Origin of the sequence: Roseicella aerolata (assembly GCF_020523605.1) — a bacterium.
GTDB lineage: Bacteria > Pseudomonadota > Alphaproteobacteria > Acetobacterales > Acetobacteraceae > Paracraurococcus > Paracraurococcus aerolatus.
The window spans coordinates 73225-96669 of record NZ_JAJAQI010000014.1 but is presented as its reverse complement, the minus strand read 5'-3'; the positions used below and the strand labels follow the sequence as shown (position 1 = coordinate 96669).

General features: G+C 71.0%; 25 protein-coding genes. 9 read left to right on the top strand and 16 right to left on the bottom strand.

Features of this window, described 5'->3' with window-relative positions; translation table 11 throughout:
- Positions 1–51 precede the first annotated feature (51 nt).
- Positions 52–1371, bottom strand: a complete 1320-nt coding sequence (locus tag LHA35_RS11260) for an adenylate/guanylate cyclase domain-containing protein (protein ID WP_226608307.1) — start codon at positions 1369–1371, stop codon at positions 52–54.
- Positions 1372–1761: 390 nt separating this feature from the next.
- On the opposite strand from LHA35_RS11260, the gene LHA35_RS11255 reads away from it, so the two are divergent.
- On the top strand, positions 1762–2859 hold the full coding sequence (locus tag LHA35_RS11255; protein WP_226608305.1) for a Zn-dependent alcohol dehydrogenase: 1098 nt from the start codon (positions 1762–1764) through the stop codon (positions 2857–2859).
- A 287-nt stretch (positions 2860–3146) separates the two neighbouring features.
- Here the strand turns inward: LHA35_RS11255 and LHA35_RS11250 are convergent, their stop codons facing one another.
- The 6 genes from LHA35_RS11250 to LHA35_RS11225 all read right to left on the bottom strand — a co-directional run bounded on the left by LHA35_RS11250 (position 3147) and on the right by LHA35_RS11225 (position 9697).
- Positions 3147–3686 (bottom strand): hypothetical protein, encoded by a 540-nt coding sequence (locus LHA35_RS11250; protein WP_226608303.1) that lies wholly within the window; start codon positions 3684–3686, stop codon positions 3147–3149.
- A 763-nt stretch (positions 3687–4449) separates the two neighbouring features.
- Positions 4450–5604, bottom strand: a complete 1155-nt coding sequence (locus tag LHA35_RS11245; protein ID WP_226608301.1) for an OmpA family protein — start codon at positions 5602–5604, stop codon at positions 4450–4452.
- A 726-nt stretch (positions 5605–6330) separates the two neighbouring features.
- Complete coding sequence (locus LHA35_RS11240) at positions 6331–7395, bottom strand: OmpA family protein (RefSeq protein ID WP_226608299.1); 1065 nt, start codon at positions 7393–7395, stop codon at positions 6331–6333.
- A 443-nt stretch (positions 7396–7838) separates the two neighbouring features.
- A complete protein-coding gene (locus LHA35_RS11235; protein ID WP_226608298.1) occupies positions 7839–8966 on the bottom strand; it encodes a 5-(carboxyamino)imidazole ribonucleotide synthase in 1128 nt (375 codons plus the stop codon).
- Positions 8963–9481 carry a 5-(carboxyamino)imidazole ribonucleotide mutase gene (gene purE, locus LHA35_RS11230; RefSeq protein WP_226608297.1) on the bottom strand — a complete coding sequence of 173 codons (519 nt, stop codon included), beginning with the start codon at positions 9479–9481 and terminating at the stop codon, positions 8963–8965. The genes LHA35_RS11235 and purE overlap by 4 nt, the downstream gene beginning before the upstream one ends.
- A 15-nt stretch (positions 9482–9496) precedes the next feature.
- The gene (locus LHA35_RS11225; protein WP_226608296.1) at positions 9497–9697 is read right to left on the bottom strand and encodes a YdcH family protein; all 201 of its coding nucleotides are present in this window, start codon (positions 9695–9697) and stop codon (positions 9497–9499) included.
- A 58-nt stretch (positions 9698–9755) separates the two neighbouring features.
- Here LHA35_RS11225 and LHA35_RS11220 point away from each other — a divergent pair, with 58 nt between their 5' ends.
- Positions 9756–10004 carry a YdcH family protein gene (locus LHA35_RS11220; protein WP_408902317.1) on the top strand — a complete coding sequence of 83 codons (249 nt, stop codon included), beginning with the start codon at positions 9756–9758 and terminating at the stop codon, positions 10002–10004.
- A 46-nt stretch (positions 10005–10050) separates the two neighbouring features.
- Here LHA35_RS11220 and LHA35_RS11215 read toward each other — a convergent pair whose 3' ends face one another.
- The gene (locus LHA35_RS11215) at positions 10051–10623 is read right to left on the bottom strand and encodes a DUF1013 domain-containing protein (protein ID WP_226608294.1); all 573 of its coding nucleotides are present in this window, start codon (positions 10621–10623) and stop codon (positions 10051–10053) included.
- Between the two features lie 132 nt (positions 10624–10755).
- Here LHA35_RS11215 and LHA35_RS11210 point away from each other — a divergent pair, with 132 nt between their 5' ends.
- Positions 10756–10944, top strand: a complete 189-nt coding sequence (locus LHA35_RS11210; RefSeq protein ID WP_226608293.1) for a DUF1192 domain-containing protein — start codon at positions 10756–10758, stop codon at positions 10942–10944.
- 77 nt (positions 10945–11021) lie between these two features.
- Here the strand turns inward: LHA35_RS11210 and LHA35_RS11205 are convergent, their stop codons facing one another.
- The 3 genes from LHA35_RS11205 to rpmE all read right to left on the bottom strand — a co-directional run bounded on the left by LHA35_RS11205 (position 11022) and on the right by rpmE (position 12896).
- On the bottom strand, positions 11022–11861 hold the full coding sequence (locus LHA35_RS11205; RefSeq protein WP_226608292.1) for a helix-turn-helix domain-containing protein: 840 nt from the start codon (positions 11859–11861) through the stop codon (positions 11022–11024).
- Between the two features lie 130 nt (positions 11862–11991).
- Entirely contained in the window at positions 11992–12468 is a 477-nt protein-coding gene (locus tag LHA35_RS11200) for an Hsp20 family protein (RefSeq protein ID WP_226608290.1), read from the bottom strand.
- A 200-nt stretch (positions 12469–12668) separates the two neighbouring features.
- Positions 12669–12896, bottom strand: coding sequence for a 50S ribosomal protein L31 (rpmE, locus tag LHA35_RS11195; RefSeq protein WP_226608359.1), 228 nt, complete (start codon positions 12894–12896; stop codon positions 12669–12671).
- A gap of 468 nt (positions 12897–13364) precedes the next feature.
- On the opposite strand from rpmE, the gene LHA35_RS11190 reads away from it, so the two are divergent.
- On the top strand, positions 13365–14957 hold the full coding sequence (locus LHA35_RS11190) for a 2-isopropylmalate synthase (protein WP_226608288.1): 1593 nt from the start codon (positions 13365–13367) through the stop codon (positions 14955–14957).
- 383 nt (positions 14958–15340) lie between these two features.
- Here LHA35_RS11190 and LHA35_RS11185 read toward each other — a convergent pair whose 3' ends face one another.
- From LHA35_RS11185 to LHA35_RS11175, 3 genes are all read right to left on the bottom strand, one after another.
- Positions 15341–15604 (bottom strand): hypothetical protein, encoded by a 264-nt coding sequence (locus LHA35_RS11185; protein WP_338050859.1) that lies wholly within the window; start codon positions 15602–15604, stop codon positions 15341–15343.
- Between the two features lie 6 nt (positions 15605–15610).
- Positions 15611–16213, bottom strand: coding sequence for a sigma-70 family RNA polymerase sigma factor (locus LHA35_RS11180; RefSeq protein ID WP_226608286.1), 603 nt, complete (start codon positions 16211–16213; stop codon positions 15611–15613).
- Between the two features lie 68 nt (positions 16214–16281).
- Positions 16282–16818 (bottom strand): sigma-70 family RNA polymerase sigma factor, encoded by a 537-nt coding sequence (locus tag LHA35_RS11175; protein WP_226608284.1) that lies wholly within the window; start codon positions 16816–16818, stop codon positions 16282–16284.
- Between the two features lie 60 nt (positions 16819–16878).
- On the opposite strand from LHA35_RS11175, the gene LHA35_RS11170 reads away from it, so the two are divergent.
- From LHA35_RS11170 to LHA35_RS11150, 5 genes are all read left to right on the top strand, one after another.
- On the top strand, positions 16879–17634 hold the full coding sequence (locus LHA35_RS11170) for a PhyR family response regulator anti-anti-sigma factor (protein WP_226608282.1): 756 nt from the start codon (positions 16879–16881) through the stop codon (positions 17632–17634).
- A gap of 178 nt (positions 17635–17812) precedes the next feature.
- On the top strand, positions 17813–17977 hold the full coding sequence (locus tag LHA35_RS11165) for a DUF1328 domain-containing protein (RefSeq protein WP_226608281.1): 165 nt from the start codon (positions 17813–17815) through the stop codon (positions 17975–17977).
- 15 nt (positions 17978–17992) lie between these two features.
- On the top strand, positions 17993–18646 hold the full coding sequence (locus tag LHA35_RS11160) for a hypothetical protein (RefSeq protein ID WP_226608279.1): 654 nt from the start codon (positions 17993–17995) through the stop codon (positions 18644–18646).
- An 8-nt stretch (positions 18647–18654) separates the two neighbouring features.
- Positions 18655–20511 (top strand): ABC transporter ATP-binding protein/permease, encoded by a 1857-nt coding sequence (locus LHA35_RS11155; protein ID WP_226608277.1) that lies wholly within the window; start codon positions 18655–18657, stop codon positions 20509–20511.
- A gap of 73 nt (positions 20512–20584) precedes the next feature.
- Complete coding sequence (locus tag LHA35_RS11150) at positions 20585–21199, top strand: glutathione S-transferase family protein (RefSeq protein ID WP_226608276.1); 615 nt, start codon at positions 20585–20587, stop codon at positions 21197–21199.
- Positions 21200–21325: 126 nt separating this feature from the next.
- On the opposite strand, the gene LHA35_RS11145 is transcribed toward LHA35_RS11150, so the two are convergent.
- Positions 21326–21661 carry a putative quinol monooxygenase gene (locus LHA35_RS11145; RefSeq protein ID WP_226608275.1) on the bottom strand — a complete coding sequence of 112 codons (336 nt, stop codon included), beginning with the start codon at positions 21659–21661 and terminating at the stop codon, positions 21326–21328.
- Between the two features lie 343 nt (positions 21662–22004).
- Positions 22005–22793: a DUF2189 domain-containing protein gene (locus LHA35_RS11140; RefSeq protein ID WP_226608274.1), complete on the bottom strand. Its 789-nt coding sequence runs from the start codon at positions 22791–22793 to the stop codon at positions 22005–22007.
- Positions 22794–23445: the final 652 nt, after the last annotated feature.

Sequence of the window (23445 nt, the reverse complement as noted above, 5' to 3'; positions counted from 1 at the left end):
CGCCCGCGCGCGAATACCCGCCGCGGCGGCCGCCGGGGAAGCGGGGGCGGCTCACTCCGGCGCGTAAAGCCTGACCTTGCCGGGCACGCCCTTGAGCGTGCGGCTGCCGCAGCCACGGAAGCGGATGCCAGACCCGGCCACCAGATCGCGCACGGTCCCGGACACCAGCACCTCGCCCGCGCCGGCCAGGGCTGCGATGCGGGCGGCGATATGCACCGCGATGCCGCGCACATCGCTCTCCTCCCGGTCGAGCTCGATCTCGCCGGTATGCACGCCGCCCCGCACCTTGATGCCAAGCGAGGTGCGGACGGTCTCGGCGATGGCGCAGGCGCAGCGGACCGCACGGGCGGGACCATCGAAGGTGGCGAGGAAGCCGTCGCCCAGGCTGTGAACCTCGCGGCCACGGAAGCGCGCGATCTCGCGGCGGGCGATGCCGTTATGCTCGGCCAGCAGGAGCCGCCAGCGGCGGTCGCCAAGCTCGGCCGCGCGCTGCGTCGAGCCGACGATGTCGGTGAAAAGCACGGTGGCGAGCACCCGCTCCGGGTCGGCATCGCTATGCGCTCCCGTCAGGAACTCCTCAATCTCCGTGATCGCGCGGTCGGTGTCGCCGACCCAGAGGAGGTGGTCCTCTCCCGGCAGTTCGCGATAACGCGCCCCGGCGATGTGTTCGGCCAGGTACCGCCCGCCCTCGACGCTGACGCGGGTATCGCCTGTGCGGTGGATCACGAGCGTCGGCACATGGATCGCGGGCAGGACATGACGAACATCGATCTCCGCATTCATGCGCATCAGGGCCAGCGCCGCGGAGGGGCTGGCCGAGACGCGCTCGTATCGCGCCCACCAGTTGCGCATCCATTCATCCGCCACGGCGCTTGGGGCGAAGGCGCGCAAGCTCTCGCCTGTGCCCCAGTCGCGGTCGATGGCGTCCAGGAAGGGCCCGAACCGCTCCGGCGGCAGCACCCAGCTGTGGAAATGCGCGTAGCAGCCATACAGTACCAGGGATCGCACGCGGTCTGGATGGGTGGCGGCGAAGAGCATGGACATCGCACCGCCCTCGGAGATGCCGAGCAGGGCCGCACGCTCCGATCCGACGGCATCCATGACCGCACGCAGGTCGTCCATCCGCTGCTCCAGCGTCGGCAGGCCGCCGACACGATCCGAGAGGCCGGTGCCGCGCTTGTCGAAGGTGATCAGGCGACAGAAGGAGGCTAGGCGCGAGAACGTGTGCGCCATGCCCGGGTGGTCCCAGTAATGGTCTATATTTGAAATGAAGCCTGGCACAAAGACGAGGTCGAAGGGACCGTTGCCGAAGACCTGGTAGGCGATACGGACATCGCCGCTCCTGGCGTAGTGGGTTTCCGGAGCTCGCATGCCTGCCTCCACTCTTCCGCTGCGGCGCGGGGCCGGCGCCGCCAGGGCCAGCCTGACGCAGGCCGCCAGGACTCCGGGCCGTCTCCCGCCCATGCCGCTGCGCCTGGCCGCGCCGGCTGGCCTGAGCCGCGCAGCATGAGCCTAGGCCGGCCCCACCCCTTGCAGGAAGCCGGAGATGGCCGGCCCGGATCGGCTGGGCGCGGTGCGGGTTCGGGCTGCACGACGACCGATGCCCCGTCCCCCGGGGGCATGCGTCGCTTTGCCGAAAGGCAGCGCAGCCGTGGCGTGCTTCTTTGCTCGCCGCAGGATGGCTTGCGTTGCCGCAGGTCAGGCGGAACACTGCGGGCGTCGCGCCCGGGGAACGAGGCGCCCGAGGGAGGAGAGCGATCCATGAAGGCAGCGGTCCTGCACGCGCCGAACGAGCCCCTGACCATCGAGGAGGTCTCCCTGCAGAAGCCCAGGGCTCGGGAGGTGCTGGTGCGCACCGCCTATGCCGGGCTCTGCCACTCCGACCTGCATTTCATCGAGGGGCTCTACCCCCACCCGCTGCCGACCGTGCCGGGGCATGAGGTCGCAGGGGTGGTGGAGGCGGTCGGCTCCGATGTCACCTACCTGCAGCCGGGCGACCATGTCATCGGCTGCCTCTCCGTCTTCTGCGGCGCCTGCCAGCAATGCACCAATGGCCGCACGGTGCTCTGCGAGAACACCGAGGTGAAGATGGTGCCGGGCCAGTCCCGCCGCCTCTCCTGGAAGGGCGGGGAGGTGATGCACCAGTTCCTCAACCTCTCGGCCTTCGCCGAGCAGATGGTGGTGCACGAGAACGCGCTGGTGAAGATCGACCGGGAGGTGCCGCTGGACCGCGCGACGCTGGTCGGCTGCGGCGTCATCACCGGGGTCGGCGCCGTCATCAACACCGCCCGCATCCCGGCCGGCTCCACCGTCGCCATCATCGGCTGCGGCGGCGTCGGCCTCTCGGCGGTGAACGGCGCGGCGCTGGCCGGGGCCTCGCGCATCATCGCCCTCGACACCCTGCCGGAGAAGCTGGAGGTGGCGAGGACCATGGGCGCCACCGACACCGTCCTGGTGGGCCCAGGGGGGAGCAACGTCGACCCGGTGCAGGCGGTGCGCGACCTGACCGGCGGCGGCGTGGAATACAGCTTCGAGTGCCTGGGCCTGAAGGTCACGGCCGAGCAGAGCTTCGCCATGCTGAAGCCGGGCGGGACGGCCACCATCGTCGGCATGGTGCCCTTCGGCCAGAAGATCGAGCTGCACGGCTTCGACTTCCTGCGGGAGCGCCGGATCCAGGGCTCCTCCATGGGGTCCAACCATTTCCGCACGGACATGCCGCGCCTGCTGACGCTGTGGAAGCAGGGCAAGCTGAAGCTCGACCACCTCATCAGCAACACGCTGAAGCTCGAGGAGATCAACGAGGGCTTCGCCCGGCTGAAGGGCGGCCATGTGGTGCGGCAGCTGATCGCCTTCGGCTAGGGCGGGAGACCGGGGCGGCGCCCCGGCGGATCGGCCTGCATGCCAGAACGCCGGTCCGCTGCTGCTCCCCGGTTGCGGCGCAGGGGGGAGGCGGCGGGGCGCCCCCTTCGCGCCCCGCCGCGATCAGCCCTACAGCGGATTGCGTTCAGAACCGTACACCAATCCGCTGTAGGCCGTTGATTGCTGGGCAGATGCACGCTCCCGGGCGTGAACGTCCGGAAGCGTAATTCTGCTCGAAAAACAAGGAGCTACAGCGGATGAGCGTTCAGATATAAACGCAATCCGCTCTAGCGCTGCCGCTCCAGCCGCTCCATCTCGGACGCCACCATGCCGGCGGCCTCGGCGGTCCGGGGCAGGCGCGGCATGGCCGAAAGCCGGGCGAGCACGGCCGCCGGCCCCGCCGGGAAGGACGGGCCGCTCAGCGTCGCCTCCGCCTGAGCCCGGCTGCCGGCGCGCAGCGAGGCGGCGGTGCGGCGCATGGCCTCGATCACCAGTTGCGGATCCGCCGCGGCCGGGATTCCAAGATAATCCCGCATCTCCGTCCGGGCCCATTGCAGGGTCTGCGGCACCGCCGGGTTGACCACCGGGGCATAACGCGGGTTGGTCGCCATCTCGTGCGCCAGGAATTCCAGCTGCCCGACAGCGATGGCGGCATCGGCCGGCTTGCCGGCCCAACGGCTGGTATCGCCAAGGTTGCGCGGCGCCCAGAGCGCGGCGCCGCGCACCGGATCGCCGATGCCCCAGAGGTGATTCGCGCTCGGGTCGGTCTGGCAGGCCGTGGCCGCCAGGCAGAGCAGGGTGGCCATCGCCGCGCGCCTCATCCGCATCCCTGCCTCCTGGTGCCTGCCGCAGGCCTGTTCAAGAAACCCGGAGGCGTCGGACCGCGGGCCAGCACCTGGGGAGCGCAGGGTCGGGGTCGGCGTTGCGACGGGACCGGAACGCAACGGAAGGCAATCATGCGCGGCATCCTCCTATGGCTTCTCGGCATCCCCATCCCGATCCTGATCCTGCTCTACCTGTTCGGCGTCCTCTGAACCGAAACCGGCGCCGCCAGGTGGAGGGGCGCCATGGTTCTCATCGCCGGTGGGCCGGCCATCCCGGTGAGTAACTGTACGGCCCCACATGACTGCTGGCCCATGTCAGGGGCCGCGGCTGTCGGTGGCGGTCGCAGGTCAGGACCCGTGCGGGCTGAGGTGATACCAGTGGCATGAACGCCCCATTCATGCCGGGTGCCCGGACGGGCGCCGCCGCCGGTGTGGCCTAGAGGAGATCGCGGAGGGGCGTGAACGCCCCGCAGCGTGAATCTGCTCTTACAGACAACGGCCTATAGCGGACCGGCATAGGTTCTGACCTGCAGCCGCCGCCGGCGGCTGAGCGCCCCAACGGGCGCCGCGCCAGGTGGCGCGTAGCCAAGCCGCAGAGCGGCGCCGGCGACGGAGGCCGCAGAAATGCGTCAGCATTTGCGCGGGTTAGTATTATGAGGCGAAGCGGGGCTGCGACGTCGCAGCCCTTCGGAGGCGGCGGGGGCCGGACGCAGAAAGGGGCGCCTTGCGGCGCCCCTTCCCATGTTACCCTTCCGCAGGGATCGCCTCAGCGCAGGACGATCTCGACGCGGCGGTTCTGCGGCTCGCGCACGCCGTCGGCGGTCGGCACCAGCGGACGGCTCTCGCCGAAGGCGGTGATGCCGATGTCGTTCCGGCTGATGCCGCGGGACACCAGCTCCGCCGCCACCGCTTCGGCGCGGCGCTGCGACAGGCGCTGGTTGTACTGCGGCGAGCCGGAGCGGTCGGCATGGCCGGCCACCTCGATCCGCGTGGACTGCACCCGGCGCGCGTTCTGCGCCGCCTCGCCGATGATCTCCCGGGCGCGGGCGGTCAGGTCGGCGCGATCCCAGTCGAAGAAGACCAGGTAGGTGCGGGCCGGAGCGGGCGCCGCGGCCGGGGCCGGGGCAACCACTGGCGGCGGCGGCGGCGGCGGCTGGAACAGCGCGTAGCGCAGGCCGAGCATGACCGAGTGGTTGTAGTTGTCCGCCTCGAGCTTGCCGGCGCTCACCAGCTGGTTGTTCGCCGGGTTGCGGATGCTTGCGGAGAGCTCCGGCTGCAGCGTGCCGAAGAAGCGGTACTCCGCAGTCAGCGTCAGGCCGGTGACGCCGAGCCAGGTGAGGGGCGTCGCCACGCCGGCGATGGCCTGGTAGGCGAACTGGCCGTCATCGTCATCCGCGCTCAGGATCAGGCCGTTCACGGCGCTCTGGCCGCGAAGGTTCTTCCAGTCGGTCCAGGCATAGCCGGCGCCGACACCGATATAGGGCTGGAAGATGCTCTGGCCGAGGCCGAAATTCGCGAAGTCGAAGTCATAGAAGACGTTGACCATCGCGCCATAGGTGCGCTGGAAGCCGCCGGTCCGGGCGATGGGCGCGAGGCCGAGGCCGCGGATGCTGTCGACCTCGTTCTCGCGGTAATTGCCCTCGAGCTCGACGCGGAAGCCATTGCCGAAGCCCCAGCCGATGCTGGCCGCACCGGTCCAGCCAAGCTTGAAATTCGCCTTGCCGGCATTGTCGACCCGGACATTCGGCGGAAGGCCGAAATTGCCCGGAAGGGTCTCGCCGCTCAGATCGAAGGTGGACGGGTTGTTGACCCAGTTCGCACCGGCGCCAAGGCCGATGTACAGGCCGGTGACCGGCTGCGCGCTGGCCGCGGCGGGAACCGCCAGGATGGTCGCTGCCAGCAGCGCCTTCTTCAGACTCATGGCCTCTCTCTCCATTTCTCTCGCACGGGTCACGAGAACCGGAGGCTCGGTTCGGTGGCGACACGCGCTCATTGGCCTAATAAAATCCCGGGGCCGCAGGTTCAGTGGCGCCCGTGCAAGCTCGAAACCCGTTGCCTTTTTGCCACAGATCCTGTGCTGCCCGGTCCCGCCCCGGCCCGGCGGGCCATCTTGCGATGGTTCCCCCGGCGCGGCGGTCCCTACCCGCTGCCTGGCGTGGCGCGTCATGCGCCGGCCCGGGACGACGGGTCACCGGCAGGTAGAGCAGATCAATGCGCCTTGGGGGCACCACGGCTGCGCGAGCAGGCGGGGTGTAAGCTCGGCTGCAAAGTGATGTGGTATTTGCGCCACAGAGTGTGGCGCCAGCCGTGATGGATTGCCTGTCCCCCTCGCGCGCGCGGCAAGCACCGGGCGGGTTCTTCGCCCCGCTTCTGGTCCGGCCGGACTGCGACAGGGGGGAGGCAAGGGCCGGACAGGGCCTGCCGGTCCGAATGCGGGGCCTGCCCCGCCCAGCCATGGGCCGTGATCGGTCGGGCGCGGCCCCGGACGCGGTGTCTGCGGGGTCCGGCCCCAGCGCCGCCCTTGGCCAGGAGGCCAGCGCCGGCGGCATGCAATCGCCCAAGGCGCCGGCCCAGGCAACGGGGCCTGCATGCAGAAAGGGGCGCCGCAAGGCGCCCCTTTCCAGATGTCCGGTCGGGACCTGCGCGCTTAGCGCAGGACGATCTCGACGCGGCGGTTCTGCGGCTCGCGCACGCCGTCGGCGGTCGGCACCAGCGGGCGGCTCTCGCCGAAGGCGGTGATGGCGATCTCGTTCCGCTGGATGCCCTGGCGCACCAGCTCGGCGGCGACGTTGTCGGCGCGGCGCTGGGACAGGCGCTGGTTGTACTGCGGCGTGCCGGAGCGGTCGGCATGGCCGGCCACCTCGATCCGCGTGGTCTGGGTGCGACGGGCGTTCTGCGCCGCCTCACCGATGATCTCGCGGGCGCGGGCGGTCAGGTCAGCGCGATCCCAGTCGAAGAAGACCAGGTAGGTGCGGGCCGGGGCCGGGGCGGCAACCGGGGCCGGCGCGGCGACGGCCGGGGCCGGGCGCGGCGCGTTGAAGGCGTAGCGCAGACCGAGCAGCACCGAGTGGTTGTAGTTGGTCGGCTCGATACGGCCGGAGTCGATCACCTGGCCGTTCGGGCCGCCGGTGCGGACCTCGGCATCCAGCTTCGCATCGAGCGTGCCGTAGAAGCGGTACTCGGCGGTCAGGGTCAGGCCCGGCACGAAGGCGCCGAGATTGTAGCCCACGCCGGCGATCGCCTGGTAGGCAAAGGCCCCGTCGGTGTCGTTCGAGGTCACCGTGGCGCCCGGAACGCTCGCGCGGAACTTGCTGGTCTCGAGCCAGCCATAGCCGGCGCCGACGCCGAGATACGGCGTGAAGGGCGTGCCGGTCTGGATGTCATACACGGCGTTGACCATCACGCCGTACTGGTGGAGGCGGCCGGCCGTCGAGGTCGCACGGATGCCACCGATAGTCGCGGTGTCGACCTCGTTGTAGCGGTAGTTGCCCTCGAGCTCGGCGCGCAGGCCGTTGCCGAAGCCCCAGCCGATCGCGGCGACCGCGGCGGCACCCGGGTGCTTGTAGTCGGCCTTGAAGCCCGAGTCGGTCGACTCCTGGTGGAAGTTCAGGCCGGCGCCAGCGCCGACATAGAGGCCCGACACGGGCTGCGCCTGCGCCGCCACCGGCAGCGCCAGAACCGTCGCGGCCAGAAGGGCCTTCCTGAGGGTCATCCTCGTCTCTCCTCGATCCATAGAGGCAATCTGTCGCACCGCCTGCCACGCCAAAGACGCGTGATGGAACGGAGCGTGGGCGGAACCTAACACCGCTCCACCGCCAGTGGCAGTCCGGACGGACCATTTCCGCATCAATGTGGCGGATATGCCACGGTTAGTGATGGCAATTCGGCCACAGTCGGCTTGTTGGAAGGCCGGCCCGCGCTGCCAGTCAGCAGGGATCGCAGCGGAGCGCCGGGATGGGCAGGGCGGCCCGAGCCGCGCGTTCCGAGGCTCCGGTCAGGCCTGCGCGGCCGGCGCGGGACGGGGCCGGCGCCGCGGTTCCGCGCCTCTCGCCGCTACGGCGGATTGCGTTCCTGTCCGAGCGCCCATCCGCTGGTGCTCTTTGTTCTTCGAGCAGAGCCTCGCTCCCGGGCGTTCCCGCCCGTCCGCGATCCGCTCTAAAGTCCGGCCAGCGCCGCCTCGTCTGCCATCTCCGCCAGTGCCCCGAGCGGCAGCAGCCGGTTGGCATGGCCGAGCTTGCGGCCCACCCGCGCCTCCGCCTTGCCGTAGAGATGCGGCACCACGCCGGGCTGCCGCAGCAGCCCCGGCCAGCGCGCCATCCCCTCCGGCCCGACCAGGTTCAGCATGACGACGTCATGGTGCCGCTCGGGGCTGGCCAGCGGCAGGCCAGCCACCGCCCGCACATGCTGCTCGAACTGGCTGGCGGCGCAGCCATCCATGGTCCAGTGGCCGGAATTGTGCGGCCTGGGCGCGATCTCATTGCCCAGGATCCGGCCATCCGGCAGCAGGAACATCTCCAGCGCCAGCACGCCGATGAGGCCGAGCGACTCGGCAACCGCCGCGGCATGGCGCCGGGCGGCCTCAGCGGCTGCCGCCGGCAGCCGGGCCGGGGCGAAGCTGAGATCGAGAATGTGGTCGCGGTGCCGGTTCTCCACCGCGTCATAGACCGCGCTCGCACCATCCGCGCCGCGCGCCGCAATGGCCGAGAGCTCCGCCGCGAAGGGAACGAAGGCTTCCAGGATCAGTGGCCGGGGGGAGAGGCGGGCGAAGGCCGGCGCCAGATCCTCCGGCCTGCGCAGCACCGCCTGGCCGCGGCCGTCATAGCCGAGCCGGGTGGTCTTCAGCACCGCCGGCAGGCCGATCTCGGCGACCGCCGCCGCGAGGTCCGCTTCGGTATGCACCGCCCGCCAGGGCGCGACCGGCACCCCGGCCCGCTCCAGGAAGGCCTTCTCCAGCAGCCGGTCCTGGCAGATCCGCAGCACCTCCACCCCCGGCCGGCACGGCGAGAGGGGCTCCAGCGCCGCCAGCGTCCCGGCCGGCACATTCTCGAACTCGAAGGTCACCACATCGACCGCGGCGGCGAATCGGGCGAGCGCCGCCGCATCCTCATAGGGTGCGACGGTGGCGGCGGCCGCGACCTGCATCCCGGGGCTGTCCGGCTCGGGCGCATAGACATGGCAGCGATAGCCGAGCCGCGCCGCGGCCAGCGCCGACATCCGGCCGAGCTGGCCGCCGCCCAGGATGCCGATGGTGGCCCCCGGCGGCAGGGGGAACTGCCTGTTCACGCCGGGCTCTCCGGCACGCCCTCGGTCTGCGCGGCCCGCCAGGCGTCCAGCCGCCGGGCCAGGTCCGGGTCGGAGAGGGCGAGGATCGAAGCCGCCAGCAGCCCGGCATTGATGGCACCGGCCTTGCCGATGGCCAGTGTCCCGACCGGCACGCCGCCGGGCATCTGGACGATGGAGAGCAGGCTGTCCATGCCCTTCAGGGCATGGCTCTCGACCGGCACGCCGAGCACCGGCAGCGGCGTCATCGCCGCCGCCATCCCGGGCAGGTGCGCCGCGCCGCCGGCGCCGGCGATGATGACCCGGAGGCCCCGCCCGCGCGCCGCCTGCGCATAGTCGTAGAGACGCCCCGGGGTGCGGTGGGCGGAGACCACCCGCGTCTCGTGCGGCACGCCGAGCCTGTCCAACGTCTCGGCGGCGTGGCGCATCGTCTCCCAGTCGGAGCGGCTGCCCATGATGATGCCGACCAGCGGCGCCAGGGAGGCGGAGGTGGAGGTGGGGGTCCCCTCGGATGTCATGACGTGATGCGATACCTAGGCAATGATGTCGGGCAGCAGCCGGCTTTCCAGCCAGGCGATCTCGTCCTTCAGCTTCAGCTTGCGCTTCTTCAGCCGCTGCACCTGGAGCTGGTCGGCGAGGCTGCCCTCCAGCCGGGCGATGACCGTGTCGAGGTCGCGATGCTCGCTCCGCATCTCGTGCAACTGGCGCAGCAGGGAGTCGCGATCATCCAGCATCAGGATATGCACTCGGAAGTGAAAGGAGGGGTGCAATCCCCTCCGGGCCGCCATTACCATGCCCCGGCGCGGGCGCAACAGCATGGCCGTGCCGGCCTGCGGTGACCGCGTGCCACACAGTCCAGGGAGATGCCGAATGAACAACTCGCCGAGGCTCCGGTCCCTCGAGGAGCGTCATGCGGTGCTTGACCGCCAGATCGGCGAGGAGGATGCGCGGCCCAGACCGGACGAGGCGGAACTCACCCGCCTGAAACGGGAGAAGCTGCGCCTCAAGGAGGAAATGGAGCGGCTGCGGCGCCAGAACTGAGGCGAGGCCAGGGGGCGCCGCGCCTGTCCTGGCGCGGCGTCCTTGCTCAGGCCAGGGTTTCCTCCGCATCGGTGAGCGGCGGCAGCGGCGTGCCCGGCGGCGGCCCGCCCGCCGCGGCGATCGCGGCATTCAGGTCCGATTGGGTGCAGAGGCCGAGGATGACCGGATCGCGCGGCTTGATGTTGGCGCTGTTCCAGTGCGTCCGGTCCCGCACCTTGGCAATGGTCTCCTTGGTGGTGCCGAGCAGCTTGCCAATCGCCGTATCCGTCAGATGCGGGTAGTGGCGCAGAATCCAGGCGATGGCATCGGGCCGGTCATTGCGCTTGGAAACGGGGGTGTACCGCGCCCCCTTGCCGCGGGCCTTCGGCACTGGCAGCGCATTGGCCGACATCTGCAGCCGGGCGGTCGGGTCCGCCTCGCAGCGGGCGATCTCCTCCCGCGTCAGCTGGCCGTTCAGCACGGGATCGTAGCCGATGATCCCCTGCGCCACCTCGCCATCCGCGATCGCCTGCACCTCCAGCGGGTGCATGCCGACGAACTCCGCAACCTGCTCGAAGGTCAGGGACGTCTTCTCGATCAGCCACACGGCGGTGGCCTTCGGCATCAGAGGCTGGGTCATGGGGGCGGTACCTTCTGGGCAGTGCCCGGGGGTGCAGGATGAGCGGCCGGGCATCCCCGCCGCGGCATCGGATCGCATATAGAGGCACCCCCCCGCAGGGTCAAAGCCCGGACAGGCAAAGGAGAAGCGAAGATGGAGGAGGATGCGCCACGGCGCCCCACGGGCTTCACGCCCGCCCTTCTGGACGGATGGAGCGTTGAGGACCTGAAGCATTACATCGCGACGTTGCAGCGGGAGATCGCGCGGGCCGAAGCGGTGATCGAAAAGAAGCAGGCGCATCGCGGGGCGGCGGACGCCTTCTTCCGGAAACCCGCGGGCTGACAGGGGAGGTTCGGGGAACGCCCCCTGGGCGCCCTCGGCCTTCGCGCCCTTCTCCGCATCCACGCCTTCCGACGTCGTCAGGCGGCGGGGTGATAGGTCTCGATCCGCAATTCGCGCAGCGTCAGATCCTGGGCGGTGCCGAGGGTTGCGATCGTGGTCAGGAACCGCAGGCGCCCGCCATCCGGGGCCAGCATCTCGACCGGCACCACCAGCGGCGCGGCGGCGCCGAGGGGCCGGTTGCGCAGCAGGACGGCGATACCGGGCTGCGCCAGCGCCTCCTCGATCGGCGGGCGGCGCGCCGGGTCGGCGCTCGGCAGCCGTGCCTCCCGCTGCACCCGGTCCAGCAGGGCCCGCGCCACCTCCGGCCAGTTGCCGATCAGCCGCCGGGCGCCAGCGGGGTGGCAGAGCAGCCGCAGCAGGTTGGGCCGGGGCGCCGGCAGCAGGGCGAGGCGGGGCAGGGGACCGGGGCCGACCGCCGGCTCCACCCCCGCCGCCAGGCAGGCATCCAGCGCACCGCCATAGGCCCCGTTGAACATCACGATGTCCCAGGCGGCGTCGAAGGCGACCGCCGGCAGCGGCTCATGCCGCGCCAGCAGCAGCCGCAGCGCCGCCAGCACCTCCGCCATGGCCGGCGCCTCCAGCGGCGTCTCGCGATGCGCCGGGGCATGGCCGGCGGCCAGCAGCACCCCATCCGCCTCCCGCGGCGGGACGCCCAGCACCTCGCACAGGCGCAGCACCAGGCCGGGGCTGGGGCGGGACTTGCCGGTTTCGACGAAGCTGAGATGGCGGGTGGAGATGCCCGCCTCCAGCGCCAGGTCCATCTGGCTGAGCCGCCGGGCGCGGCGGGCGCGGGCGATCAGGGCCCCGGCATTGGCCGGGCCCTGGCCATGAGCGCCGGGGCTGAGGAATCCGTCCATGGACCGCAGCCTCGCGCGGACGGTGCCCGGATTCCATGACCTGGGAGGTCATGCCCGCGCGATCGCGGGCATGGAAAAGGCCGGCGGGGAAAGCCCCGCCGGCCCTCGATGGCAAGCCCGTTCCGGCGGCTTACGCGGCCTGGGCCTGGCTGCCCTGCTCATTGGCGGTGATCTGTGCCTGCGGGCGGCCAGCCTGCACCGGGATCTGCCGCGGCTTCAGCGCCTCCGGCACCACCCGCTTCAGGGCGAGCTGCAGCAGGCCGTTCTCCAGGGTCGCGCCCTCCACCACAATGTGGTCGGCCAGCACGAAGCGGCGCTCGAAGGCGCGGCCGGCGATGCCGCGATAGAGGAAGCTGCGGCCCTCCTCGGCCTGCGGGGCGCGGCCGGCGACGGTCAGCACGTTCTCCCGCGCCACCACATCGATGTCCTTCGGGCCAAAGCCGGCGACGGCCATGGTCAGGACATAGGTGTCCTCACCGGTCTTCTCGATGTTGTAGGGCGGGTAGCTCTGCGCGTCGCCGAGGTTGCGCGCGTTCTCGAGCTGGCGGGCCAGCCGGTCGAAGCCGATGGCGGTGCGGAACAGGGGGGAAAAATCGAGGGTGTTCACGGAGAACCTCCTTGAGGAAGCAAGGTCCATGGTTGCCTGCGATCCCCGGCCGAACGGCCCCTTCAGGGCGCCGCGGAGGGCGGGAACCACGCCCGGGGCCCCATCAGGGCGCCCCGTGCGGCGATGACATAGAAAACGCCGCCCCCCGGTTCAAGGGGGCGGCGTTTCGAGAACCTCGGTCCGGCAGGAGGCCGGGGGGCTTACTTCTTCCGGGTGCCGATGCCGGCGAACTTCTTGTTGAACTTCGCCACTTGGCCGCCCGTGTCGATCACGCGCTGCACGCCGGTCCAGGCCGGGTGGGACTTCGGGTCGATGTCCAGGCGGATGGTGTCGCCCGGATTGCCGGCGCAGGACCGGGTCTTGAAGGTGGTCCCGTCGGTCATGATGACGGTGATCTCGTGGTAGTCGGGATGAATGTCCGGCTTCATGGCGCGCTCATGAGGTAAGGCGCAGCCGATACCGACCGGCCGCGGGAAGCGGGGGCTATAGGCGAAGGGGGGGCGGGAAGCAACCTCGGCGATGCGGCGCGCCGGGGCAAGCGGCGCGCGCTCCTCTTCGGCGCCGGCCGTGGACAGGGTGGAGATCGGGGCGATGCCGGCAAGGCTGCCGACGCCTGCCATATCAGCCCTTGCCGGCCCTGCGCCGGATGGATAGGGTGCGATCCGTCATGCACCCGCACGCGCCCATTGCCGGCCTGAGCCGCGGCCTTCCCGCTGCCGCCGATGCGCGCCTGCCCCTCTCCCTCCTTCTCCTTCGACTTAGCCGCCCCTGGGCGTGACGCGCGGCTGACCGGCCCGCCACTGCTCAGGGGAACCTGAGGCGCCCTCGCGCGCCTGCGAGGCCAGGACTCCCTGCGCCCCCGGAGACGGCAACAGACAACCCGAAGGAACGCCCCCATGGCCATCACCCATCCCAGCTTCGGCACGCTGGACGACGACCGCATCATCATCTTCGACACCACGCTGCGCGACGGCGAGCAATCCCCCGGCTTCTCCATGAACATCGAGGAGAAGCTGCGCATGGCGGAGGCGCTGGCGGATCTCGGCGTCGATGTCATGGAGGCCGGCTTCCCCATCGCCTCCCCCGGCGATTTCGAGAGCGTGCAGACCATCGCCCGGCGCTTCGCCAAGGACGGCCCGGTGGTCTGCGGCCTCTCGCGCACCGCCCCGGCCGACATCCTCTCCGCTGCCGAGGCCATCAAGCCGGCCGCCCGCAAGCGCATCCATACCTTCGTCTCGACCAGCCCGCTGCACATGAAGGTCAAGCTGCGGCTGGAGCCGGAGCAGGTGCTGGAACTGGTCACCGGCAGCGTGACGCTCGCCCGCCAGCATACCGACGACGTGGAATGGTCGGCCGAGGACGGCACGCGGACCGAGCCCGACTTCCTCTGCCGCTGCGTCGAGGCGGCGATCAAGGCCGGCGCCACCACCATCAACATCCCCGATACGGTCGGCTATGCCGTGCCGGAGGACATGATCCGCATCTTCACCATGCTGCGGGAGCGGGTGCCGGGCGCCGACACGGTCATCTTCTCCGCCCACAACCACAACGACCTGGGCCTGGCGGTGGCGAACACCCTGGCCGCCATCCGCGCCGGCGTGCGGCAGATCGAGAGCACGATCAACGGCATCGGCGAGCGCGCGGGCAATGCCAGCCTGGAGGAGGTGGTGATGGCGCTGCGCACGCGCCACGACGCCATCCCGGTTCGGAACAACATCACCACGCCGAAGATCCTCAAGACCTCCAAGCTGTTGGCGACCATCACCGGCTTCGACGTGCAGCCGAACAAGGCGATCGTCGGCCGCAACGCCTTCGCGCATGAGTCCGGCATCCACCAGGATGGCGTGCTGAAGGACGCCTCGACCTACGAGATCATGACGCCGGAGAGCGTCGGCTGGACCACCAATTCCCTGGTGCTGGGCAAGCATTCCGGCCGCGCCGCCTTCCGCGACAAGCTGAAGGCGCTGGGCTACGGCGATATCGGCGACAACCAGCTGAACGATGCCTTCCGCCGCTTCAAGGACCTCGCCGACCGCAAGAAGGTCGTCTACGACGAGGACGTGGCGGCGCTGGTGGATGACGAGGTCGTCCGCGGCAATGATCGCGTGAAGCTGGTCGGCCTGACGGTCGCAACCGGCCTCGGCGTCCGTCCCATGGCGACGCTGGCCCTGGAAGTGGATGGCCAGCGGCGGGACGGTACGGCGACCGGCGACGGCGCGGTGGACGCGACCTTCATCGCCATCCGCCAGGCCTTCCCGCATGAGGTCGGCCTGAAGCTCTATGCCGTGCAGAGCGTGACCGGCGGCACCGACGCCCAGGCCCGCGTGACCGTGCGGCTGGAGGAGAACGGCAAGCTGGTGGATGGGCAGGGGGCGGATACCGACACCATCGTCGCCTCCGCCCGGGCCTATGTGCATGCCCTGAACAAGCTGCTGGCCAAGCGCGAGCGGACCGCCCCGCCGGAATTCCAGGCCGCCCTCTCGGCCTGAGGGCGCATCACGGAAGACCGGGATGGCCGGACATCACCCCGGCCGTCCCGCCCCGGACCGGCGGCCCGGATGCGAGCCACATCGCGGCCAGGGCGCCGCACTGGTGGCGCCGCACCGGTGATGGGCTGCGGAGGAGGATGCGAGGCGCGGCCATCGCCCGGCTTGCGCCTGTCTCACGGCGCGGGGCTGTCATGCTGGCATGCGGCGCCCGGGCCTGCGGCGATGCGGGCCGGCCTGCCCCCGATCCGGGGCAGGCACCGGGCCGGCCCCGCCGGGGTGACATCTGGCCGGTGGGGAAGGCCTGCGCCCGCCAGCCCATGATGCAGGCCGGCAGGCTCAACAGGGGCCTGGCGCGGCATCGGCAGGCGCCGATGCCGCCGGGCTCATTCGCCCTTCTTCTCGCGATCCTCTTCGATCATCCGGAGCAGCGCGTCCGGGATCGGCTCCTTCGCGACCGTGTCATATAATTGGTGCAGCCCGCGCCGCAACCATAGGTCGAAGGCGTTGTCCACCGCCTCGCCCTCCTGCTCGGCGCCGGCCTTGGCCGGTTCGCCTGGTCTCTTCTGGTCCGCCTTGCCCATCGCCACTGCCGAGAAAGACGGGGTGGCGACGGGCCGTTCCAGCACCGCCGCCGCGCTCCGCGTCATGGCACCCTAGACTCCGGCGCGGAGTTCGCCAATGCCAATGACATCGGAACGCTCCGGCCGTGGCGCCTGCCGCTCGGACCGCTCCTCGCCGGTCAGCCAGGTCTGGAGCTGACGGCGGGCGCGGAAGACGCGGCTCTTCGCCGTGCCCACCGCGCAGCCCGTGGCCTCGGCAACCTCCTCATAGGACAGGCCCTGCAGCACCACCATGAACAGGGCCTCGCGCTGGTCGCTCGGCAGCCGGCCCAGGGCGCGGGAGAGCTCCTTCAGCACCATCCGGTCCTCATGCGCGGCGCCGACCGCGAAGGCCGACATCGGCAGGTCCTCGATATCCGTGGTCTCGCGCTGCTTGCGCAGGGTGGAAATGAAGCGGTTGCGCAGGATGCGATGCATCCAGGCTGCGAAATTGGTGCCCGGCGTGAAGCTCTCCTGCGCCGCCAGGGCATTCGCCACCGCATCCTGCACCAGATCCTCGGCGGCGGCCCGGTTGCGAGTCAGCGCCAGCGCCTGCACGCGAAGCTTGGGAAGCAGGGCCACCAGCTGGCCATGGAACTCCGCGCTGGCGCGGCCCCCACGCTGCGGCCGCGTCTCGCTCTTCATCATGCCGTCCATCGGTGCGTCCCCTTCGAGAGTCTGACAACCAATGATCCCCGGCGGCGGAGGGTTGCATCGCGGCGGCGTTACGCCGTCACACGACCGAGAGCGGCGGCGAGCATCTTCCGGGCGCGCGACACGCGCGCCTTCATCGTGCCGACCGGCACGTTGCAGATCGCGGCGGCATCCTGGTGCGACATGCCCTGCGCGCCGACCAGGATCACGGCCTCGCGCAGCAGCGGCGGCAATTCCCGCAGGGCACGCGACAGGTCGCGCATCTGCCCCGGCGTCTCCTGCAGCGGCGGTGCCGGTGGCTCGGGCACCGCCTGGCGCAGCCTTGCTGCCTCTCGCTTGCGTGCGCGCAACTGCTCATGAAAGATGTTGCGGATGACGGCGAGGCACCAGGCGCGCAGATCCGTGACCGGTTCCTCGCGGCTGTCCAGGCTGCGCAGGCTGCGCGCCAGTGCTTCCTGCACCAGGTCGTCGGCTTCCTGGGCGTTGCCGCACAGGAATCGCGCGAAGGCGCGCAGTTCGGGCAACAATCCCGCGAGCGCGGACCGCAGTCCCGTATCCGTGGCTTGTTCGTTCACCTGGCGCTCAATATCAACCTTATCGTATACCAACGAGGGTGCCGGGCCTGTGCGCTGGATGACAACCCGAAGAGCGGTCGAGGCCTTACGGCGATGAGTGCAATGGACCGTGCTGCGCTGATCCGTGCCTTGCCCTATGCGCGGCGTTACGCCCGCGCGCTGACCGGCAGCCAGGCGCGTGGCGATGAGGTGGTGGCGGACGCGCTGCGGCAGGTGCTCGCCGCTCCCGCCGAGGGGCTGGCCGAGGATGCCGGGGCGCGCACCGCCCTCTACGGCGCCATCGGCGACACCGTCCGCCGCGCCGAGCCGCCTGCCACGGGCGACCACGCCGACATGTCGATGCTGCAGCGCATGCTGCTGCTGCTGACCGCGCTGGAGGAGCAGCCGCTGACGGCCGCCGCCGCCGCCTGCCGCATCCTGCCAGCGACCGCGGAGCTGGAACTCCGCCTGGCGCGCGACAGCCTGCGCACCGGCGTCGCCACCCGCGTCCTGATCATCGAGGACGAGCCGATCATCGCCCTCGACATCCAGGAGCTGGTCGAGCGCTGCGGCCACAGCGTGGTCGGCATCGCGGCCACCGAGACGGAGGCGGTGGCGATCGCGGAGGCGGAGAAGCCCGGCCTGGTGCTGGCCGACATCAATCTCGGTGCCGGTGGCGATGGTGCCAGCGCGGTGGCCCGCATCCTGCGGCATCTCACGGCGCCGGTGATCTTCGTCACCGCCTATCCGGAACGGCTGCTGACCGGCGAGGCGGTGGAACCGGCCTTCGTCATCACCAAGCCCTTCGACCCGACGACGCTGGCCGTCGCCACCTATCAGGCGGTGACGCGGGGCGTGCGGCCGGTCTGACGGCGGGCGCTGCGGCCTGCCCTTTGCAGGCCGCCGGGCGCGCCCATCTCCCGCACGGGCGATCCGTCCTTGCCCCGGCGCCGATGCCGGGGGGGGGTGCATCTCCCGGTTCGTTGAGCATCGGCAACCGCGGCGACAAGCCGGCGTTTTCCGGCCGCACAAGCAGCGGAGACAACGCATGCTCTACTGGACCCTGATCTTCCTTGTCATCGCGCTGGTCGCCGGCCTGTTCGGCTTCGGCGGCATCGCCTCGGCCTCGGCCGGGATTGCCAAGGTACTGTTTGCCATCTTCCTCGTGCTCTTCCTCGTCTCGCTGATCTTCGGCGTGGTGCGAGGGGCATAGCGGGGCCATCGCACCATGCGGCGGCGCGGCGCGCTGTTCCTCCTGCCGGCGCTCGCGCTGCCGCGTCCCGCCCCCGCGCAGACGCCGGTGCCGCGGGGGGAGTTCTGGTTCGACCCGACACAGCTTCCCTCCTTCACCGGCACGGTGGAGCGCTACCTGCTCAACCCGCGCGGCGAGACCGATGCGCTGATCTTCCGCGAAGGGCCGCAGATCGTCTTCCCGCCGGATGTGGCGGAGGCCGTCCGGCAGGTCGCGCCGCAGGGCCGGCCGCTCGTCGTCTGGGGCATCCGCGCCCGCACCGCGCCGGTCATCACCATGCTCGCCTTCGCCCCCGGCAGCGACGCCACGCCGACGGTGGTGGAGCGCTTCTACTGGCGCCTGGGCGGCCGCCTGCCGGAGGAGCGCGCGACGCGGCTCGCCGTCGCCGGCACGGTGAAGCAGCCCTATTACGCGCCGCAGGGCGAAGTTGCCGGCGCGATCCTGGAGGATGGCACCGTCATCCTCGTCCCGCAGGGCATGGCGGAGGGCATGCGGGACCTCCTGCGGCCCGGCGCGAAGCTGGCGGCCGAGGGCATGGGGCAGGAGGGTGAGGGCGGCCGCGCGCTGCTGGCCAGCGCGCTCGGCGACCAGCCCGGCACGCTGAAGCCGCTCCCGCCGCCGCAGCGCTGAGCCCCGGCATGGCTACCCCCGATCCCGCACCGGAGGCCGCGCCGCCGGAGCGCTTCCTGCGCCGCTTCGGCCGGCTCTCGGCGCTCTACTTCAATGGCGAGGAGAAGTGGCAGGCGCGGCGGCTCGCCACCGGCGTCCTGCTGCTGACCCTGCTGCAGATCGCCATCCAGGTGCGCTTCAACATCTGGAACCGCGACTTCTTCAACGCCCTGGAGTTGCGCGACCGCAGCGCCTTCTTCGGCCAGATGGGCCTGTTCCTGGTGCTGACCGTCGCCAGCATGGTGACGGCGGTCTTCCAGCTCTATGTCCGGCAATTGCTGCAACTGCACTGGCGGCGCTGGCTGGTCTTCCGCCTGCAGCGCCGCTGGCTGACAGATGGCCGGCACTACCAGATGAATTTCCTGGAAGGCGCCGCCGACAACCCGGACCAGCGCATCAGCGAGAACACCCGCTGGGCCACCGCCATGGCGGTGGACATGGCGGTCGGCCTCGTCACCTCGGTCCTGATGCTGGTCTCCTTCGTCGGCATCCTCTGGACGCTGTCGGGTCCGCTGCATGTCGCCTTCGGCGCCACCGAATTCGACATCCCGGGCTACATGGTCTGGGCGGCGCTGCTCTATGCCTTCATCGGCAGCTTCCTGACCTGGCGGATCGGCCGGCCGATGGTGGAGGCCAATATCCGCCGCAACGAGGCCGAGAGCGATCACCGCTTCGCCCTGGTGCGGCTGCGCGAGAGCAGCGAGGGCATCGCCCTGATCCGCGGTGAGGCGGATGAGGAGCGTGGTCTGCAGCACGCCTTCGACCACGTCATCCGGGTGATGAAGGAGCTGATGCGCAGCGAGCGCAACCTGATGTGGCTGACCAGCGCCTATGGCATGCTGCTGACGGTCTTTCCCATCCTGGTCGCCAGCCCGCGCTACTTCGCCGGTGCCATCACGCTCGGCGTGCTGATGCAGATCGCCTCCGCCTTCGGCCAGGTCACCACCAGCCTCAACTGGTTCGTGGACAATTTCCCCCGCATCGCCGACTGGCGCAGCCATGTGGAGCGGGTGGTGGAGCTGGAGGACACGCTGGAGGCGGAGGAACTGGTCGAGGCCGAGAGCCATATCGCGATCCACGAAGGCCCCACCGAGGACGGGCGGGAGGTGCTGGCCTTCCGCGACCTGCAGATCGCCCAGTCCGACGGCGCCATCCTGATCGGCGATGCGACGGCCGAGATCGCGGCTGGCGAGAAGGTGCTGATCGTCGGCGAGAGCGGCACGGGCAAATCCACCCTGTTCCGCGCCATCGCCGGCCTCTGGCCCTGGGGCAGGGGCGAGATCCGCATCCCGCCGCGGGCACAGATGATGTTCATGCCGCAGCGGCCCTACCTGCCGCTCGGTACCCTTTCCGCCGCGCTGGCCTATCCCGCGCCGCCGAAGCGCTTCCCGCACGCGGCGCAGGAGGACGCGCTCCGGCGCTGCGGGCTGGAGCACCTCATCCCGCGCCTGGAGGAGGAGGACCGCTGGGACCGCATCCTCTCGCTCGGGGAGCAGCAGCGGCTCGCCTTCGCGCGGCTGCTGCTGCACCGGCCGCGCTGGGTCTTCATGGACGAGGCGACGGCCGCGCTGGACGAGGCCAACCAGGACGCGATGATGCGGCTGTTCCGGGAGGAACTGGCCGAGAGCGCGCTGGTCTCGATCGGCCACCGGCCGGGGCTGGATGCCTATCATGACCGGACGCTCAGCCTGGTGCGCGGCGCGGAGGGGGCGAAGCTGACGGCGCGGCGGCGGCGGGCGGCACCGCCGGCAGGGAGGGCCGCAGGGCCGGTGGTGGCGGTGGGGCAGGGGGCGCTGCGGCGGCTGCTGCGGGGGGCGCGGGGGTAGCCCGGGTGATCGAGGGGAAGGCTCCCTCGCATCCCCGCTGGACATCGGGTCGGGTTCTGGTTCGATCCTCCCCATGCGTCTCTTCTTCTCCTCCGGCTCCCCCTTCGCCCGCGCCGTCCGCGTGGCCCTGCGCGAAACCGGCCTCGCGCCCCGTGTCGAGGAGGTGGAGACCGCCTTGCGCGACCCGCGCTCCACCCTGCTGCCGCACAACCCCGTCGGCCGCGTGCCGACGCTGGTTCTGCCCGACGGCACGGCGCTGACCGAGACGGCGCTGATCCTGCCCTTCCTCGACACGCTCGGCGTCGCCTATCCGCTGCTGCCGGCCGGTGATCTTCGCGCCCGTGCCGAATTCGGCCGCGTGCTGGGCATGCTGGACGGCATGGCGGTGTGGAACCGCGAATTGCGCCGGCCGCCGGAGGAACGCTCCCCCGGCGTCATCGCGCTGGAGACGGCGCGCACCAGCCGCGTGGCCGATGCGCTGGAGGCGGAGGTTGCGGCCGGCGCCTGGGCGCTGGACGGCCCGCCGGATGCGGCGCGCATCACCCTGGGCTGCCTGCTGGGCTATGCCGAGAGGCGCCACCGTGCCTGGCCCTGGCGGGAGGGACGGCCGGCCCTCGCCGCCTGGTTCGACCGCCTCGCGGCGCGTCCCGCCTTCGCCGCCACGGTGCCGCCGCTCAGCGGCCTTTGACAGGCGGCCTTCCGGCGGCAGAGCGGGGGCCGGGCGGGTCCCGGGCAGCGCGCCCGCGTCGTTCACGGCAACGCCCGGGCAGGGGAGGCCGAGGCATGTCCAAGCCGCCGCGCGAGCGCGCGCGCCTCAACCTGACCTGAAGGCGAAATCGGCGCGCAGGGCCTGCCAGACCTCGATCCGGCGCGGCTCCGCCAGTAGGTCCGGCAACCGGGCATTGAGGGCCGCGCGGTAGGGGCGCTGCATCTGCACCTCCACCAGGTCGCGCCGGTCGGTCCAGGTCTCGTAGAGGAGGAAGCGGCAGGGATCCTCCGGATCCTGATGCAGGATGGTGTTGATGAAAGTCGGCTCGTGCCGCATGGCGTTCAGCACGGGCGCGAGCAGGCCGAGGAATTCGGCCTCCCGCCCCGGCCTGACCTGCAGCGTGATCAGGATGGTGAAGGGCTCCGGGCTGACATCCGGCATGGCGTGCCTCCTGCGTCGAGGCGTGCCATGGGCCATGCCGGGCGCGCGGAAGCGATGACCTCGCAGGTCATCGCCGGACCATGCCCGCCCCGCCCTTTGCCGCGGTGGTTCACCGCTGATGCGGTCCTGGCACCTGCGGTGACGGGGGGCACCCGGGGCCGCATGCTGCTGCCCTGGCGGCGGCACACCGCGCCCCCTGCGCCGGCGCAGGGCCGGCAGCGACGCCTTCGGCCGGAAGGGCGGCGGTTGCGGCACCCCCACCCGGCGATCGGGCCCGCATCCGCCGGCCGTCACGCCGCGCCGTGCGCGCCGGTGGCCGGGCGCAGCAGCCGGGACGGCGCCTTCAGACCACCACGCGCTTGTAGAGGTGCCAGGTGGCATGCCCCAGCACCGGCATCACCACCGCGAGGCCGATGAAGGCCGGCAGGCAGCCGAGGAAGAGCAGCACCGCCACGATCAGCCCCCAGGCCGCCATCGGGCCGGGATTCGCCATGCAGGCGCGGAAGGAGGTCTGGATCGCCGTGCTGATATCGACGCGCCGGTCAATCAGCATCGGTACGGAGACCACCGTCAGCATCAGCACCAGCAGCGCGAAGAGGAAGCCGGCGCCATTGCCGAGCAGCAGCAGCTGCCACCCTTCCGAGGTGGTGAAGGTGGCGTTCACCAGGTCGCCGAAGGAGGCGATCGGCAACTGGCCCATGGTCATGTTGTAGATCATCTTCGCCACGAACAGCCAGGCGACGAAGATGGCCATCAGCATGACGCCCATCATGGCGATGAGCGGCAGGTTCGGGTGCCGCAGCACCTCGAAGGCCGTGAGCCAGGAGACCTGTTCGCCCGCTTCCCGCCGCCGGCTGATCTCATAGAGGCCGACCGCCGCGACCGGGCCGAGCAGGCTGAGTCCGGCGACCAGCGGCCAGAGCAGCGGCATCATCTCGCCGCCCGAGAAGGCGCGCGCCGCGACCCACCCGACCAGCGGATAGAGCACGCAGAGGAAGACGAGCTGGGTCGGGATGGCGAGGAAATCATCCCACCCCTGCCGCAGCACCTCCCGCAGGTCGGCCGTGCCGATCCGGCGAATGCCCGGTTCCGCATCGGTCGTCAGGTGATCATTGGTCCAGGCCCTTGCCATACCGAAACCCTCCCCTCTTCGCGCCGCGGGCACCCACGTCGCGGTCCGCCTGGACCCGAGCGGGAGCGCCGGCCTAGGGGGCGGGAGCCGCCACTCGAGCCTGAGCAAGTGAGATATGGCGCCCTTCCGGGCCAGGGCCGTGGTCACGACCGCGAGATGAGTGGAGGCCCGCTGACGCGACCATCCGATGCGGTTGATGGCACGACGCGACAATCGGACCAGATGGCGGCCCGGTCCCGGGGAGGCCGGCATGAGTTCCCCCAACGAGGTCCGGTGGGTTCCCGCCGCCGTCATGGCAGGGGCTGCAGCGGATTGTTCACAGAGCCGATTCCCGCTCCGGGCGTTCATGCCCGTCCGCGATCCGCTCTGAGGAACGGGCAGCCGGCCGGCGCCTGCGGGACCCGTGCCATTCGCCGATTAACCTTTCTGCCTGGCGCCCGGGTCGTGCCCGCGATGACGGGCTGCACGTCCCGCCACTGCACGAGGGCACCGGATGGCCAGAGGGCGGCAGGCCCGTCCGCGAGTCCCTCCGCGCATTCGGCATCGCCTTTCGTGGTACGACCCTGCCCTTCACCACGCAGCGCGCGACACGGCGGGGGAGGGCGCACTTCTGAGCCCGGTCCGCGATGCGTTGGCCCCGGGCGGCGTCCGC